The sequence below is a fragment of the Streptomyces sp. 17_S59 genome, from assembly GCF_056930295.1.
The window spans coordinates 2,538,559-2,554,989 of the sequence record NZ_JBXOWD010000001.1 but is presented as its reverse complement, the minus strand read 5'-3'; the positions used below and the strand labels follow the sequence as shown (position 1 = coordinate 2,554,989).

Below are 16,431 nucleotides of genomic sequence, written 5' to 3'. Positions count from 1 at the left end.
GTGAGTTGGTCCGCTCGGCACAGGTGCTGCGCGGCGTCGACCTCGGCCGAGAGTTTATAGGCATGGGCATGGCGGAAAATCGCCTGTGAGGCGACTGAACGACTGTTTGCGTGATCATGGTCGAATCGCGACCCAACCACGACGGAGCTGTGGCCGACCTGTGGCCGAGCGCCCCCCGGGGGGCGCCAGAGGACCGCAGGCCTAGTCGTTGCCCGACCTCGTGACTAGGCCTCATGGCCGAGAAGATCTACTCCCCGCGACAGGGGTCAACTGCGGGTTCGCCTCTTACTGTGAAGGCCATGACCGCCGCCGATTCCATATCCGCCGACCCTGCTGAGCCCGCCGATCCCGCCGACCCAGCGGACCTTGCCGATCCCACCGCAACGGACACAGCGGAGGACGGCGTCCTCGGGCGCCGTTACCGTGCCCTCACCCTCGGCATAGTCTCCGTCGTCTCCCTGATCGCCTTCGAGGCCAGCGCCGTCAACACGGCCATGCCCGTGGCGGCCCGCGCCCTCGACGGCATCGGGCTGTACGCCTTCGCCTTCTCCGCCTTCTTCACCGCGAGCCTCTTCGCGATGGCGCTGTCGGGGGAGTGGTGCGACCGCGCCGGGCCCCTCGTACCCCTCTTCACGGGCATCGCCGCCTTCGGTGCCGGGCTGGTGGGCGCGGGCTCGGCGCAGGAGATGTGGATGTTCGTCGCCGCGCGCGGCATGCAGGGCTTCGGCTCCGGGCTCGTGATCGTCGCGCTGTACGTGGTCGTGGGGCGGGCCTATCCGGAACGGCTGCGGCCCGCCGTGGTCGCCTCCTTCTCCGCCGCCTGGGTCGTCCCCGTGATCGTGGGGCCGCTGGTGGCCGGGACCGTGACCGAGCAGCTCGGCTGGCGCTGGGTGTTCCTGGCCATCCCGGTGCTCATCCTGCTGCCGCTCGCCGTGATGCTGCCCGCGCTGCGCAAGCTCCCGCCGGGGAAGAACTCGGACGCGATGGACCGGCGCCGGATCCTCCTCGCGCTCGGTGTCGCCGCCGGGGCCGGGCTGCTCCAGTACGCCGCGCAGGACCTGCGCCTGCTCTCCCTCCTCCCCGCGGCCGCCGGGCTCGCCCTCCTCGTGCCGTGCGTGCTGCGGCTGCTGCCCGCCCGTACGTTCCTGGCCGGGCGCGGGCTGCCGTCGGTCGTGCTGCTGCGCGGGCTCGCGCAGGGGTCCTTCCTGGCGGCCGAGAGCTTCGTGCCGCTGCTGCTGGTGACCGGGCGCGGGCTGTCGGCCACGCTCGCCGGGCTGTCGCTCGCGGGCGGCGGGCTGACCTGGACCCTCGGCTCGTACACCTTGAGCCGGCCCCGCATGGAGCACCGTCGCGAGCGGCTCGTGGTCCTGGGCATGGCGCTGCAGGCGGTCGCCGTGGCGGCGGTGCCGCTGGTGCTGATCGATGCGGTGCCGGTGTGGCTGGTGGCCGTCTGCTGGCTCCTGGTCGGGTACGGGATGGGGCTGACGATCTCCAGCGGGGCCGTGCTCACGCTGCGGTTGTCGCGGCCGGGGGAGGAAGGGACGAACACGGCTTCGCTCCAGGTGTCGGATGCGCTGGGGAGTGTGGTGCTGGTGGGGGTGGCGGGGGCGCTCTTCGTCTCCGCCGGGGGTGGGTCGGTGTCCCTGGGCGCGGACGGCGCGGCCGCGCCGTCCCGCGCCTTCGTCGTCGTCTTCGCGCTCGCGGCGGCCGGCGCGCTGGCCGGGGCGTGGGTGGCTACGCGGTTGCGGCCGCGGGGGTAGGCCCTGCGGGGCGTTTCCCCACCCCGCCCCTTCCCGTAACCGGGGGCAAGCCCCCGGACCCCGGGCGGGGTGGGGAATGGGGGCTCCGCCCCCTGCGCCCCCCGGACCCTCGCGCTGCGCGCGGGGCCGAAGCCCGGGGCTCCGCCCCGGACCCCGCTCCTCAAACGCCGGAGGGGCTGGATCGGGGACCATGTGACCTCGGTCCCACCCCCGGGCGGACCCGGCCCGTAGCACCCGGAAGCCGCCGCGGACGCGGGTAGGCTGACTCGGTTGCCGATCGCCGAGCCAGCCGACGGAGACCGTGACTACCACCACCGCCCATCACCATCTCTCGCCCGCCTTCCCCGGCCGGGCCCCCTGGGGTACCGCGAACAAGCTGCGTGCCTGGCAGCAGGGCGCCATGGAGAAGTACATCCAGACCCAGCCCCGCGACTTCCTCGCCGTCGCGACCCCGGGCGCCGGAAAGACCACCTTCGCGCTCACCCTCGCCTCGTGGCTGCTGCACCACCACGTCGTCCAGCAGGTGACCGTGGTCGCGCCCACCGAGCACCTGAAGAAGCAATGGGCCGAGGCCGCGGCCCGGGTCGGGATCAAGCTCGACCCGGAGTACAGCGCCGGGCCGCTGGGCCGCGAGTACCACGGCGTCGCCGTCACCTACGCGGGTGTCGGTGTCCGGCCGATGCTGCACCGCAACCGCTCCGAGCAGCGCAAGACGCTCGTCATCCTCGACGAGATCCACCACGCGGGCGACTCCCGCTCCTGGGGCGACGCCTGCCTGGAGGCATTCGAGCCGGCCACCCGTCGGCTCTGCCTGACCGGTACGCCCTTCCGCTCCGACACCAACCCCATCCCCTTCGTCACCTACGAAGAGGGCAACGACGGGATCCGGCGGTCCGCCGCCGACTACACCTACGGATACGGGAACGCCCTCGCCGACAACGTCGTCCGGCCGGTCATATTCCTCTCGTACAGCGGCAACATGCGCTGGCGCACCAAGGCGGGCGACGAGCTGGAGGCCCGGCTCGGCGAGCCGATGACCAAGGACGCGATCTCGCAGGCCTGGCGCACGGCCCTGGACCCGCGCGGCGACTGGATGCCCAATGTGCTGCGCGCGGCCGACCAGCGGCTGACCGAGGTCCGCAAGTCCATCCCGGACGCGGGCGCGCTCGTGATCGCCTCCGACCAGGACTCGGCGCGCGCCTACGCGAAGCTGATCCGGGAGATCACCGGCGAGGGCCCGACGGTCGTCCTGTCCGACGACTCCGGCGCCTCCCAGCGCATCGACGACTTCTCGGGCGGCGACTCGCGGTGGATGGTGGCCGTCCGCATGGTGTCCGAGGGCGTAGACGTGCCCCGGCTCGCCGTCGGCGTGTACGCCACGACGATCTCCACGCCGCTGTTCTTCGCCCAGGCCGTCGGCCGCTTCGTGCGCTCGCGGCGGCGCGGCGAGACCGCGTCCGTCTTCGTGCCGACCATCCCGACGCTGCTGACCTTCGCCAACGAAATGGAGGTCGAGCGGGACCACGTCCTCGACAAGCCCAAGAAGGAGGGCGAGGAGGAGGACCCGTACGCCGAGTCCGAGAAGGAGATGGACGAGGCGAACAAGCAGCAGGACGAGGACACGGGTGAGCAGGACATGCTGCCCTTCGAGGCGCTGCAGTCCGACGCGGTCTTCGACCGGGTCATGTACAACGGCGCCGAGTTCGGCATGCAGGCCCACCCCGGCAGCGAGGAGGAGCAGGACTACCTCGGCATCCCCGGGCTGCTGGAGCCCGAGCAGGTGCAGCTGCTGCTCCAGAAGCGGCAGGCGCGGCAGATCGCGCACAGCCGCAAGCGACCGGACGAGCAGGCGGACCTGCTCGAAATGCCCGCCGAGCGGCGGCCGGTGGTCACGCACAAGGAGCTGCTGGAGCTGCGCAAGCAACTCAACACGCTCGTGGGCGCGTACGTCCACCAGAGCGGCAAGCCGCACGGGGTCATCCACACCGAGCTGCGGCGGGTGTGCGGCGGTCCGCCGTCGGCGGAGGCCACGGCCGGGCAGCTGAACGAGCGCATCAAGAAGGTGCGCGAGTGGGCCACACGCATGAAGTGATGTGAGAGGGGACGGGGCCCGGACGTGGTGTGTCCGGGCCCCATTTCGTTTGCCTGTTTCTCTGTGGCTACGGCCTTACGGGCGTGGTCAGTTGCCCGCGCCCGAGCGGCGGCGGGCCGCCACCACGATGCCGCCGCCCGCGATCAGCGCCACGGCGCCGCCCGCGGCGATCCACGGGGTGGCCGGGTCGGCACCCGTGGAGGCCAGCTCGGTCGTGCCGCCCGCGGGCCTGGCGTCGGTGGTCACCGTGCCGACCGCCGCGGACTGCGAGGCGGACGCGCTCGGCTGCGCGGAGGGCGCGGCGGTGGCCTTGTCGTCGGCTGGCTTCTTGCTCGGCTGGGCGGTGGGCTTGCCCGTGCCCGTACCAGTGTCCGGCTTCTTGGTGGGCTCGGCGGTGGGCTGCTTGGTGTCGGCGGCCGTGACGGTGAGGTCGTAGGACTTCGGCTCGGGGTAGTACGACTTGTCGAGGGTGGCGATGCCGCCCACCTTGATGGTGCCCTTGCCCGCCGGGACGCCGGAGGCGAGGCGCAGACGGAAGGAGACGGACGCCGTGCCGCCCTTCTTGACCCCGGCGGGGGCGGTGATGGCCCGTGTGGTGTTGCCGGTGTAGCTGCTGAGGGACGAGCGCTCCCAGGCAGCCCTGTGGTTGTTGAAGAACTCGATCTCGGTGTTGCTGTCGTCGAGCTTGCTCGGGAAGGTGAGGTCGATCAGCGGCGAGACCGCGAGGTCCTCGCTCCCCTTGGTGTTGTCGATGACGACCTTGAGGGTGGTCCAGTCGGCACCCGCCTTGATGGTGGACGGCCAGCCGTCGAGCGTCACGACGGGCTGCTTCTGGTTCTGGTTCTGGTTCTGACCGGCGGTCTGCTCCGTCCCCTTGTCTCCCTGGGGCGTTCCGCCCTGGTCCTGCTGCGTGGCCGGCGCCTGCGGCTTGGAGTCGACGTCCGCGGCGGCGGCCGGGCCCGCGAGGAAGACGGCCGGCGCTATGGCGGTCGCGGCCGCGAGGGCGGCGATCCGGTGGAGCTTCATCAACAATCCCCCTGTTGAAGAGTCAAGCCAATGCCATTGATGCGGCACAAAGGGGCTCATCCTGCCCATTGGTCTTACGGGAACCCTACGGTCTGGATCACCGGCGCCGAGCGCCGGGGGCGCCCGCGGAGCCCGCGCGCCCCGGAGTCCCGGAATCCGCCAGCACGTTGACCGGATTGTGGGCAGACTCTTCCGATGACCGGACCGGCGGCGCTACGGTGCCGGTCACGCACACGCCCCGTGGCAGCGCCGCCGCGGAGCGCAGCCGGACCCTGCGTCAAACCACCGGCGGCCTCTCCTCGCGCGCTGCCGGACGGGACCGGCGGCGCACCCCACCCTGCGGAGGGCCGCCCTCATCGGAGGAGGGGCGTCGTGACCGCGGAGACTTCGCAGACGCTCGACAGGGGCCTACGGGTCCTCAAACTGCTCGCCGACACCGACCACGGTCTGACCGTCACCGAGCTGTCCACCAAGCTCGGCGTCAATCGCACGGTCGTCTACCGTCTGCTGGCCACCCTGGAGCAACACGCGCTCGTACGCCGGGACATCGGCGGCCGGGCCCGGGTCGGGCTCGGGGTGCTGAGGCTCGGGCGCCAGGTGCATCCGCTCGTGCGGGAGGCGGCCCTGCCCGCCCTGCGTTCGCTGGCCGAGGACATCGGGGCCACCGCCCATCTCACCCTCGTCGACGGCGCCGAGGCGCTGGCGGTCGCCGTCGTCGAGCCGACCTGGACCGACTACCACGTGGCCTACCGCACCGGGTTCCGACACCCCCTGGACCGAGGTGCGGCAGGACGGGCGATACTCGCGGCCCGCCGGGGCGAGGTCGACAACCCCGGCTACGCGCTCACCCACGGCGAACTGGAGGCCGGGGCGAGCGGGGCCGCGGCGCCGCTGCTCGGGGTGAGCGGGATCGAGGGGAGCGTGGGAGTGGTCATGCTCGCCGACTCGATACCCCAGCGGGTCGGTCCGCGGGTGATGGAGGCGGCGAAGGAGGTGGCCGACGCGCTGCGGTAGCGCGCCCTCGCGCGGGGCGGGTCCCGTTCGGTGGGCCCGCCCGGTCGTCCGGTGGGCCCGCCCGGTCGCGGCCCGTGCCGCGCCGGTCCCGCGCGTGAATTAGATTCGCAGCATGCCAGCTGCTCCCTCGTCGTCCGCGTCGCCGTCCGCGCCGAGCGCCCCTAAGGCGCCCTCCGCACGGACGAAGCGCCTGCGGACCCTCGCCGTCTGTGCCGCCCCCGTCGTCGCCCTGCTCGCGGTCGCCGCGCTCGTACCGCTGCCCTTCACCATCGCGCAGCCCGGCTCGACGGTGAACGTGCTCGGCACGGACAAGAACAAGCCGGTGATCAGCATCAGCGGTGCGCCGGTCCGCCCGACCAGCGGCCAGCTGCGGATGACCACCATCGTGGCCACCGGGCCGCGTGTGGACGTCACCCTGGGCGACGTCGTGGACAACTGGTTCCGCACCGACCGGGCCGTGATGCCGCACGACGCCGTCTACCCGGCCGGGCAGTCCGACACGGAGATCGAGAAGCACAACGTCGCCGAGATGAAGAAGTCGCAGGACTCGGCCGTGGAAGCCGCCCTGCGCTATCTGCACCGCTCGCCCAAGGACGTCAAGATCGACCTCAGCCTCGCCGACATCGGCGGCCCGAGCGCCGGCCTGCTCTTCACGCTCGGCATCGTCGACAAGCTCGACGGCGACGGGCGCGGGGGCGACCTCACCGGGGGCCGCACGATCGCGGGGACCGGGACGATCGAGCCGGACGGGACGGTCGGCGCGGTCGGCGGCGTGTCGCTGAAGACGCAGGCGGCGCGGCGGGACGGGGCCACGGTGTTCCTGGTGCCGAAGGCGGAGTGCTCGGACGCGGGCGCGGAGCTGCCGAAGGGTCTGCGGCTGGTGCCGGTCGGGGAGCTGAAGGACGCGGTGGAGGCCCTGCGGGCGCTTCGGACGGGGGGCGAGGTCCCGAGCTGCTGAGCGGGGGCTTTTTCTCCCCTGTCCCGCCCCTTCCCGAAACCGGGGCTCCGCCCCGGACCCCGGACCGCGCTTCGCGCGGTGTCCTCAAACGCCGGACGGGCTGAAATTCAGCCCCCCGACGCCTGCTTCACCAGGGGAATGATCCGCAGCGGCACCGGATTCTCCATCACGATCGCCGTCGACGCCCGCACGATCCCCTCGAAGCCCACCACCTTGTCGATCACCCGCTGAAGATCCGCGTTCGACCTCGCCACCAGCCGGCACAGCATGTCCCCGTGGCCCGTCGTCGTATGCAGCTCCAGGACCTCGGGGACCGTCGCCAGGTGCGTCCGCACATCCGCGCCCTGGCCCTGTTTGATCTCCAGCGTCGCGAAGGCGGTCACCGGGTAGCCCAGCGCCGCCGGGTCCACGTCGGGGCCGAAGCCGCGGATCACGCCCTGGGACTGCAGTCTGTCCAGCCGCGCCTGCACCGTGCCGCGGGCCACTCCGAGGCGCCGCGAGGCCTCCAGCACGCCTATGCGCGGCTCCTCCGCCAGCAGTTCGATCAGCCGTCCGTCCAAACGATCGATCACCGCGGTCCGCCTCTCGTGGTCATCCTGCACAGATCGCCCGGCTCATCCTCGACCCTGCTGTGCAGGATGCCCAGGGAAAACGCAAACTATTGCGCACCTTGCGGTTCGGAGAGACGCTGCGGCCATGACACAGACCACGGATCACACCCTTCACACCGCACGGCAGGCCGACCCCTTCCCGGTCAAGGGGATGGACGCGGTGGTCTTCGCCGTCGGCAACGCCAAGCAGGCCGCCCACTACTACTCCACCGCCTTCGGCATGAAGCGCGTCGCCTACTCCGGCCCGGAGAACGGCAGCCGCGAGACGGCCAGTTACGTCCTGGAGTCCGGCAGCGCCCGGTTCGTCTTCACCACCGTGATCAAGGCGGCCACCGAGCACGGCCGCTTCCTCGCCGAGCACGTCGCCGAGCACGGCGACGGCGTGGTGGACCTGGCCATCGAGGTGCCGGACGCCCGGGCCGCGTACGCCTACGCCCTGGAGCACGGTGCCACCGGCCTGCAGGAGCCGTACGAGCTGAAGGACGAGCACGGCACCGTCGTCCTCGCCTCCATCGCCACGTACGGCAAGACCCGCCACACCCTCGTCGACCGCTCCGCCTACACCGGTCCTTACCTGCCCGGCTACGTCGCCGCCGACCCCGTCGTCGAGCCCCCGGCCAAGCGCAACTTCCAGGCCATCGACCACTGCGTCGGCAACGTCGAGCTGGGCAAGATGGACGAGTGGGTCTCCTTCTACAACAAGGTCATGGGCTTCACCAACATGAAGGAGTTCGTGGGCGACGACATCGCCACCGAGTACTCCGCGCTCATGTCCAAGGTCGTCGCGGACGGCACCCGCAAGGTGAAGTTCCCGCTCAACGAGCCGGCCATCGCCAAGAAGAAGTCCCAGATCGACGAGTACCTGGAGTTCTACAACGGCCCCGGCGTGCAGCACATCGCGCTGGCCACGAACGACATCGTCGCGACGGTGCGGGCCATGCGGGCGGCGGGCGTCCAGTTCCTGGACACCCCGGACTCGTACTACGACACGCTCGGCGAGTGGGTGGGCGAGACCCGCGTGCCCGTCGAGACCCTGCGCGAGCTGAAGATCCTCGCCGACCGCGACGAGGACGGCTACCTGCTGCAGATCTTCACCAAGCCCGTCCAGGACCGCCCGACCGTCTTCTTCGAGATGATCGAGCGGCACGGCTCCATGGGCTTCGGCAAGGGCAACTTCAAGGCCCTCTTCGAGGCCATCGAGCGCGAGCAGGCCAAGCGCGGCAACCTCTGAGCCGCTGAGCCGCAGCCGCGGCGATCTTCCCCCTGCCACCGCGCGGTGGCAGGGTGGAGGCATGGGCGATCTGATCAAGCTCCTGCGCGCGGGACTCCCCGCCGAGGCCGTGCTCACCGACCCGGATGTCACCGGCTCGTACGCCGGTGACATGGCAGGCTTCTGCGAGGCCGGCGCCCCGGCGGCCGTCGTCCTGCCTCGCACCGTCGAGCAGGTCCGGCACGTCCTGCGCACGGCCACCGCCCTGCGCGTCCCCGTCGTCCCGCAGGGCGCCCGCACCGGGCTGTCGGGCGCGGCCAACGCCGTCGACGGCTGCATCGTGCTCTCGCTCGTCAAGATGGACCGGATCCTCGAGATCGACCCGGTGGACCGGATCGCGGTCGTCGAGCCGGGAGTCGTCAACGCCACCCTCTCCCGGGCCGTCGCCGAGCACGGCCTCTACTACCCGCCCGACCCGTCCAGTTGGGAACAGTGCACGATCGGCGGCAACATCGGCACCGCCTCCGGCGGGCTGTGCTGCGTCAAGTACGGCGTCACCGCCGAGTACGTCCTGGGCCTGGACGTCGTCCTCGCCGACGGCCGCCTGCTCACCACCGGCCGCCGCACCGCCAAGGGCGTCGCGGGCTACGACCTCACCCACCTCTTCGTCGGCTCCGAGGGCAGCCTGGGCGTGGTCGTCCGGGCCGTCCTGGCGCTCCGGCCCGCACCGCCGCAACAGCTGGCCCTGGCGGCCGAGTTCCCCTCCGTCGCGGCGGCGGGGGAGGCCGTCCGGCAGATCATGGCGCGCGGCCATGCGCCCTCCCTGCTGGAGCTGATGGACCGCACATGCGTCCAGGCGGTCAACGCCATGGCGCACATGGGCCTCCCCGAGACCACCGAGGCCCTCCTCCTGGCCGCCTTCGACACCCCCGACCCCGCCCTCGATCTGGCCGCCGTCGCCGAGCTGTGCACGGCGGCCGGGGCCACCGAGGTCGTACCGGCCGCCGACGCCGCCGAGTCCGAGCTGCTCCTCCAGGCCCGCCGGCTCGCCCTGCCCGCGCTGGAACGGCTCCGGCCCGCCACGATGATCGACGACGTGTGCGTGCCCCGCTCCCGGCTCGCGGCCATGCTCGACGGCACCGCCGCCATCGCCCGGAAGCACGACCTGACCATCGGCGTCTGCGCCCACGCCGGGGACGGCAACACCCACCCCGTGGTCTGCTTCGACCCCGCCGACCCGGACGAGTCCCGGCGGGCCCGGGACTCCTTCGAGGAGATCATGGCGCTGGGCCTGGAGCTGGGCGGCACCATCACCGGCGAGCACGGGGTGGGGCTGCTCAAGAAGGAGTGGCTGGCCCGGGAGGCCGGGCCGGTGGCCATGGAGCTGCAGCGCGGCATCAAGGCCGTCTTCGACCCGCTCGGGCTGCTCAACCCCGGCAAGGTCCTGGACGTTGCCGACGGTCACTCCATCGGGTTCCCCACCGGCACCTGACCCCACTCGAAGGTGCCCTTCCGCGGGATGCGGCGCCCGGGTCAGGCACCGGACGCCAGCAGCTCCCGCAGCCCCTCGTCGAGCCCCAGCCACCCGTGCTCCTCGCCCGCCGGGACGGCCCGCAGCGTCCGCTCCAGCCACGCCGACACCGGCGCCGCCGGGGCTCTGAGCAGGGCCTCCCCGTCCGGCGAGGACAGCGCCACACAGATCACCGCCCGCCCCTCCTCCATCCCCGGGAACACCAGCACGTCCCCCGCCCCGGTGGCCCGGTACAGCCCGACCGACACCAGCTCCCGGGCGAAGGTCCAGGTCACCGGGTGTTCCGAGGTGGCATGGAGGGTGAGGTGCACGGCGTACGGGTCCGCCGAGCGGTAGGCCAGCCGGGCCGGCACGGGGATGCTGCGCCCCGGCGCCGGCACCAGCTCGAAGTCCAGGCATCGTTCCACCACGGTGTGCATGAGTCGCGCCCTCTCTGCTCTGCTTCCTCGGCACCGGTAGAGAGGGCGCCGACCGTGCCGCATTACGCGACTCCGCGCCACCGGCCGGAAAATTTTCGGCCCTTCGGACCGATGGTTTGCCGACGACTGTCCGTGCCGCCTTTTCGAGCCGCCGTGCAGTCGCACGTGTGAGTGGTACGGGCCCGGGCAGGCCACGGAGAAGGGGGCCGTCTGGTAGACCTGTTGGCTACCCCAGTACGGCCGAGCAGATACGGGACACCGGAGACCATGAGCGCACCCACCTCGGGATCCGCCGACAGCAGCCCCGCAGCCGGCTACTACCCGGATCCGTCCATTCCCGGCTATATCCGCTTCTGGAGCGGTGCCGCCTGGGTGCCCGGCACCAGCCGGCCCGCGCCCGCCGAGGGGGAGCCCATGCCCGCGCCGCCCGCCTCGGTGGCGGCGGCGCTGCCCGCGCTCGCCGCGCCCGTGCCGCCGACTCCGCGGCCGGGGGCCGGGAGCGGGGGCGGCCGGCCGGCCGAGGAGACGGGGCCGGTGTTCCTGGACGAGGAGCCCGAGCCCGCCCGGGAGGGGAGCGGCGGGGCCTGGCAGGCCGACGCCGCGCGGCAGGACGGCTTCGGCGGCGAGCAGGACCGCCGGGTGTCCTGGGGCGGCAGCGGCGCCCCCGCCGCCATGACTCCCGCCACTCCGGCGGCTTCTGCCGCTTCCGCGGCCCCCGCCACTCCGGCGACCCCTGTCACTCCGGCGACCCCCGCCGCTTCCGCGGCACCCGTCACCCCCGCGCTGCCCAAGGCCCGTGATCCGCGGATCGCCGCGCTGCCCTCCCCGGAGCCGGCCGCGCGGCCCGCGGCGGACGCCGCGCCCGCCGTGCGCGGCCAGGGCACCCTCGACCTCCGTCCCAAGCCGCACGGCGCCGCCCCGGGCGGCGCGCCCGCGCCGCTTCCCCCCGGGGAGCAGCGGGTGGAGCAGGCCCCCGTCCCGGCCGTGGCCCCGCCCGCCCGGCAGCAGCAGCCGGCGCTGCCCGTACGGCGCGAGGAGAGCGCCCCCGTTCCCGCCGCCGAGCGGCCCGTGGGCTGGGCGCAGCAGGTGCACCAGCTCGCCCAGCAGCAGCCGCAGGCACAGCAGCCCGCCGGGGCGGAAGCGGCCATGCCGTGGAAGCCGCCCGTGGACGACCCCTTCCTGCGGGCCGCGCAGGCGCAGGGCCGCCCGGCCTCGCTCGGCCGCCGGCTCGGGGCGCGGCTGCTGGACACGGCGGTGCTCGGCGGTGCGGTGGCGGCCGTGGGCGTGCCGCTGTGGAGCAAGTCCGTCGAGCACATCGACGCCAAGGTGGAGCAGGCCCGGCAGACCGGGCAGACGGTCACGGTCTGGCTGATCGACGGCACGACGGGCCTCTATCTGGGCATCGTGCTGGCCGTCCTGCTCGTGGCCGGGGTGCTGTACGAGGCGCTGCCGACCGCCAAGTGGGGGCGCACGCTGGGCAAGAAGCTCTTCGGGGTGCGCGTGCTGGACATCGAGTCGCACGACACGGCGTCGTTCGGGTCGGCGCTGCGGCGCTGGCTGGTCTACGGCGGGCTGGGGGTGCTGGTGGTCGGGCTGGTCAATGTGGTGTGGTGCCTGTTCGACCGGCCGTGGCGGCAGTGCTGGCACGACAAGGCGGCGCGCACCTTCGTGGCTTCGGCGGACAGCTGAGGGGCCTGCCGGCCGAGTCCCGTCCACCGGACGGCACCTGACCGGATGCAGGAAGCGGAGGGCTGGGTTCTACTCGGGCCATGAGCACCGATCAGCCACCTCCGCCCCCGTCCTACCCCGGAGGTCCCGGCGGCGGTCCCCCTCCGGAAAGCGGCAGCCCCTTCGGCGGTGGCCCGTACGGGGGTGCACCGTACGGCGGCGCGCCCGATCCCCTCGCCGGCATGCCGCCCCTGGCGAACCGCGGCCGCCGGCTGATCGCGCGCATCATCGACGGCCTCATCGTGAGCATCCCGGTGAGTGCGGTCTTCTGGGCCGTCTACTGGAGTTACGACCCCTGGCACGACCGGACCAAGTCCACCGGCCTCGGCATCATCACCTCCGTCGTCTACTTCGTCTACGAGGGCCTGATGCTGACCACGCGCGGGCAGACGGTCGGCAAGATGGCGATGAAGATCCGCGTGGGCATGCTGAACAGCGGCGCGATCCCGGAGGGCACGCCGGGCTGGACGCGCGCGGCGGTCTACTCGCTGCCGCAGGTCGTGCCGTGCTGCGGCTTCGTCTTCTGGCTGGTCAATGTGCTGTGGTGCACCTGGGACGAGCCGTACCACCAGTGCGTCCACGACAAGGCGGCCAGGACCGTGGTGGTCTCAACCGCGTACTGACTGCCCTTCCACCGGCCGCCCGGCGTGCGCGGCGGGTGCACGCGCGGGCGTGTGCTGCCCGGGCGGACCGGCCGGGGCGTCCGCCTGCTTGCGGGCCGGCGGCACGGCGGCGGCGACGGCCAGCCCCAGCGCGAGCGCGGCCAGCGCGATGACGGCGATCCGGAGGCCGGACGCCGCGGGCATCAACAGGAGCAGGACGGCGGTCGAACAGACAACGGTGGCCGAACCGTAGGCGATCTGAGCAGGAGTCGGACGCGGCATGGCGGGACCGTCCTCAAGGCAGCGATATGGGTGCAGAGCCGGTTGGTACGTACCGCTATTCGACTCTACGGTGCTCCATGCCCGAGGGGAACTGGCAGTAAGCGTGACCTAACCCACGGTGCCGGGAGCGCGAGGGGCGCACTGGGTCATCCGGACCGTCAGGGGGTGAGACTGGCGCGCCCGTTGACGCCCGATATCCGCAAGTTAAAGATCGCATAACCTACTTGCTTGACCGGGCGCAGTCAAGACCTGTCTTTTCTTGATTAACTTAGGTCAAATACCTCCACAGTTCTTACTGGGGAGGACATTCACAAGTGAAGAGCAGCCAACGGAGGGTCGCCAGATCCGCCGCAGTGGCCGTCGCGGTCGCGGCCCTCGGCTCCGCGGCCCTGTCGGCAGGGGTCGCGCAGGCGGCGGGCACGACCGGCCCGCAGACCGCCGGCCAGGGGCCCGCGCAGGTCGAGCGCCATGACCCGGCGCAGATCGAGCGCGGGGTCGAGCACGACCTCAAGGGCCCGTTCAGCAAGAAGCAGGAGGACCGGCGCAAGGCGGCGCTGGAGCAGGTCATCGCCGGGGACGCCAAGGCGGAGCAGCGCGGCCCGTCGACGGTCGTCCAGCTCGGCCGGGGGAAGTACGCCGAGCTGGCCCGCCAGAAGACCGACAAGATCTTCACGATCCTGGTGGACTTCGGCGACCAGGTCGACGACACCACCATGTACGACCCGGACGGCCCCGACGGCCCGAAGCCGCCCGTGAAGAAGTACGGCGGCACCCCCGGCCCGGCGCACAACCGGATACCCAAGCCGGACCGTGCCAAGGACAACAGCACGGCCTGGCAGCAGGACTACAACCGCGAGCACTACCAGGACCTCTACTTCTCGCACGACAAGAACAAGGAGTCCCTGGCCAAGTACTACGAGAAGCAGTCCTCGGGCCGCTACTCGGTCGACGGCGTCGTCACCGACTGGGTCAGGGTCCCCTGGAACGAGGCCCGGTACGGCTCCAACTACTGCGGCTCCACCAACTGCCCCAGCGCCTGGGACCTGGTGCGCGACGCGGTCAACCAGTGGGTCAAGGACCAGAAGGCCGCCGGTCGCAGCGATGCCGACATCAAGGCGACGCTCGCCCAGTACGACCAGTGGGACCGCAACGACTACAACCACAACGGCAACTTCAACGAGCCCGACGGTTACATCGACCACTTCCAGATCGTGCACGCCGGCGAGGACGAGTCCGCGGGCGGCGGCGCCCAGGGCAAGGACGCCATCTGGGCCCACCGCTGGTACGCCTACGGCTCCGACGCCGGCAAGACCGGCCCCGCGTACAACAAGGCGGGCGGCACCGAGATCGGTGACACCGGCATCTGGGTCGGCGACTACACCATGCAGCCCGAGAACGGCGGCCTCGGCGTCTTCGCCCACGAGTACGGCCACGACCTGGGCCTGCCCGACGAGTACGACACCACCGGCACCGGCGAGTCCTCGGTCGCCTACTGGTCCCTGATGTCCTCCGGCTCCTGGCTCGGCACCGGCAAGGAAAGCATCGGCGACCTGCCCGGCGACATGAGCGCCTGGGACAAGCTCCAGCTCGGCTGGCTCAACTACGACAAGGCCAAGGCCGCGACGCGGTCCACCCACAAGCTGGGCGTCGCCGAGTACAACACCAAGGACAAGCAGGCGCTGGTCGTCGACCTGCCCGCCAAGAAGGTCACGACGGACGTCGTCAAGCCCGCCGAAGGCACCAAGCAGTGGTGGAGCGGCCAGGGCGACGACCTGAAGAACACCCTCTCCCGCTCCGTGGACCTCACCGGCAGGTCCAAGGCCTCCCTCGACCTGTCCGGCTGGTGGGACATCGAGGAGAACTACGACTACCTCTACACCGAGGTCTCCACGGACGGCGGCGCCAACTGGACCCCGGTCGACGGCACCGCCGACGGCAAGTCCATCACCCGCGACGGCGGCAACAAGCCCGCGCTGACGGGTACCTCGGGCGCGTACAAGAAGCTGTCCTTCCCGCTCGACGCCTACGCGGGCAAGAAGATCGACCTCCGCTTCCGCTACGCCACCGACGGCGGCACCTCCGGCAAGGGCTTCACCGCCGACGCCATCACGCTGACCGCCGACGGCACCACCGTCTTCGCGGACGGCGCCGAGGGCGACGACAACGGCTGGACGGCGAAGGGCTTCTCGCGCATCGGTGCCTCCTTCACCAAGGAGTACCCGCAGTACTACATCGCCGAGAACCGCCAGTACGTCTCGTACGACACGACCTTGAAGACCGGCCCGTACAACTTCGGCTGGAAGAGCACCAAGCCGGGCTGGGTCGAGCACTACCCGTACCAGAACGGCCTGCTGATCTGGCAGTGGGACACCTCGCAGGCGGACAACAACGTCGGCGTCCACCCGGGCTCCGGCCGCATCCTGCCGATCGACGCCCACCCCAAGGTGGAGAAGTGGGCGGACGGCTCGGTGATGCGCAACCGCTTCCAGGCCTACGACTCGCCCTTCAGCTGGTACCCGACCCAGGGCTACACCGTGCACTCCGACGGCGTCGCCGCCCGCGTCAAGGGCAAGCTGGGCACGCCGGTCTTCGACGACCACCGGAACACGTACTACGACGAGTCCAACCCCACCGGCGGTGTGAAGATCACTGACACCAACACCCGGATCCGGATCCTCACGGAGGCCCTCTCGGGCTCCACGATGACGGTCCAGGTGGGCCCGGCCGGCAAGTGACCGGCCCGGCCGAGCGGTGAACGGCGGCCGTCGCCCCCTGGCGGGCGGCGGCCGTTCGTGTTGAGAATGCCTCACATGATGGTCTTATCGACACCCTTTCCCGCAGGGGAGCAGTGAGGCGGATGGCAGGCGGTGGATACGCACGGCTCCCCGACGGCAGCGTGGTCGTCGCCCTGTCCCTGGCCGCCCCCACGGACGGCGGGGCCCCGCCCGGCTCATGGGTGCGCGTCCTGGTCCGCGCCGGGAACCGGCAGCGGGCGCTGACGCGCCTGCGGAACTACGGGCTGCGGGCGGTCTACCTGCGGGGCAACATGGAACCGCCGACGCCGGACGAGATCACGGCGGTGCTCCATCACCCGGACGGAGCCGTCTGGCGCTCGGAGCCGGACGACGAAACGGAATCCTGGCACCCGATCGCAAGCCTGCTGCGACGGAGGCCGGCGGGTGCGGCGTAGGGGGGCGG

General features: G+C 71.9%; 14 protein-coding genes. 10 read left to right on the top strand and 4 right to left on the bottom strand.

From position 1 onward, the window contains the following. Positions 1-299 precede the first annotated feature (299 nt). Together AC1Z4A_RS11235 and AC1Z4A_RS11230 are read left to right on the top strand one after the other, a co-directional pair. Positions 300-1,760 carry an MFS transporter gene (locus AC1Z4A_RS11235; protein ID WP_483677842.1) on the top strand — a complete coding sequence of 487 codons (1,461 nt, stop codon included), beginning with the start codon at positions 300-302 and terminating at the stop codon, positions 1,758-1,760. Between the two features lie 301 nt (positions 1,761-2,061). Further along, positions 2,062-3,852, top strand: coding sequence for a DEAD/DEAH box helicase (locus AC1Z4A_RS11230; RefSeq protein WP_483677839.1), 1,791 nt, complete (start codon positions 2,062-2,064; stop codon positions 3,850-3,852). Between the two features lie 87 nt (positions 3,853-3,939). Here the strand turns inward: AC1Z4A_RS11230 and AC1Z4A_RS11225 are convergent, their stop codons facing one another. Further along, positions 3,940-4,878: an LAETG motif-containing sortase-dependent surface protein gene (locus AC1Z4A_RS11225; protein WP_483677837.1), complete on the bottom strand. Its 939-nt coding sequence runs from the start codon at positions 4,876-4,878 to the stop codon at positions 3,940-3,942. A 372-nt stretch (positions 4,879-5,250) separates the two neighbouring features. Between AC1Z4A_RS11225 and AC1Z4A_RS11220 the strand changes: the two genes are divergently transcribed. Beyond that, the gene (locus AC1Z4A_RS11220) at positions 5,251-5,892 is read left to right on the top strand and encodes an IclR family transcriptional regulator (protein WP_483677835.1); all 642 of its coding nucleotides are present in this window, start codon (positions 5,251-5,253) and stop codon (positions 5,890-5,892) included. A 112-nt stretch (positions 5,893-6,004) separates the two neighbouring features. After that, the gene (locus tag AC1Z4A_RS11215) at positions 6,005-6,850 is read left to right on the top strand and encodes a S16 family serine protease (protein ID WP_483677833.1); all 846 of its coding nucleotides are present in this window, start codon (positions 6,005-6,007) and stop codon (positions 6,848-6,850) included. A gap of 107 nt (positions 6,851-6,957) precedes the next feature. Here AC1Z4A_RS11215 and AC1Z4A_RS11210 read toward each other — a convergent pair whose 3' ends face one another. Next, positions 6,958-7,422, bottom strand: coding sequence for an Lrp/AsnC family transcriptional regulator (locus tag AC1Z4A_RS11210; RefSeq protein ID WP_483677831.1), 465 nt, complete (start codon positions 7,420-7,422; stop codon positions 6,958-6,960). A 124-nt stretch (positions 7,423-7,546) separates the two neighbouring features. Here AC1Z4A_RS11210 and hppD point away from each other — a divergent pair, with 124 nt between their 5' ends. Next, positions 7,547-8,692, top strand: coding sequence for a 4-hydroxyphenylpyruvate dioxygenase (gene hppD / locus AC1Z4A_RS11205; RefSeq protein WP_483677830.1), 1,146 nt, complete (start codon positions 7,547-7,549; stop codon positions 8,690-8,692). A 61-nt stretch (positions 8,693-8,753) separates the two neighbouring features. Next, on the top strand, positions 8,754-10,163 hold the full coding sequence (locus tag AC1Z4A_RS11200; protein WP_483677829.1) for an FAD-binding oxidoreductase: 1,410 nt from the start codon (positions 8,754-8,756) through the stop codon (positions 10,161-10,163). A 41-nt stretch (positions 10,164-10,204) separates the two neighbouring features. On the opposite strand, the gene AC1Z4A_RS11195 is transcribed toward AC1Z4A_RS11200, so the two are convergent. Then, on the bottom strand, positions 10,205-10,621 hold the full coding sequence (locus tag AC1Z4A_RS11195; protein WP_483677827.1) for an SsgA family sporulation/cell division regulator: 417 nt from the start codon (positions 10,619-10,621) through the stop codon (positions 10,205-10,207). A 267-nt stretch (positions 10,622-10,888) separates the two neighbouring features. Here AC1Z4A_RS11195 and AC1Z4A_RS11190 point away from each other — a divergent pair, with 267 nt between their 5' ends. Next, the gene (locus tag AC1Z4A_RS11190) at positions 10,889-12,310 is read left to right on the top strand and encodes an RDD family protein (RefSeq protein WP_483677824.1); all 1,422 of its coding nucleotides are present in this window, start codon (positions 10,889-10,891) and stop codon (positions 12,308-12,310) included. 221 nt (positions 12,311-12,531) lie between these two features. Next, a complete protein-coding gene (locus AC1Z4A_RS11185) occupies positions 12,532-12,972 on the top strand; it encodes an RDD family protein (RefSeq protein WP_483677822.1) in 441 nt (146 codons plus the stop codon). Here AC1Z4A_RS11185 and AC1Z4A_RS11180 read toward each other — a convergent pair. Then, positions 12,958-13,233 (bottom strand): hypothetical protein, encoded by a 276-nt coding sequence (locus AC1Z4A_RS11180; protein WP_483677820.1) that lies wholly within the window; start codon positions 13,231-13,233, stop codon positions 12,958-12,960. The two genes, AC1Z4A_RS11185 and AC1Z4A_RS11180, sit on opposite strands and share 15 nt — an antisense overlap. A gap of 314 nt (positions 13,234-13,547) precedes the next feature. On the opposite strand from AC1Z4A_RS11180, the gene AC1Z4A_RS11175 reads away from it, so the two are divergent. Continuing rightward, entirely contained in the window at positions 13,548-15,968 is a 2,421-nt protein-coding gene (locus AC1Z4A_RS11175) for an immune inhibitor A domain-containing protein (RefSeq protein WP_483677819.1), read from the top strand. A gap of 122 nt (positions 15,969-16,090) precedes the next feature. Further along, positions 16,091-16,423: a hypothetical protein gene (locus AC1Z4A_RS11170; RefSeq protein ID WP_483677818.1), complete on the top strand. Its 333-nt coding sequence runs from the start codon at positions 16,091-16,093 to the stop codon at positions 16,421-16,423. The last annotated feature ends 8 nt before the right edge of the window (positions 16,424-16,431 follow it).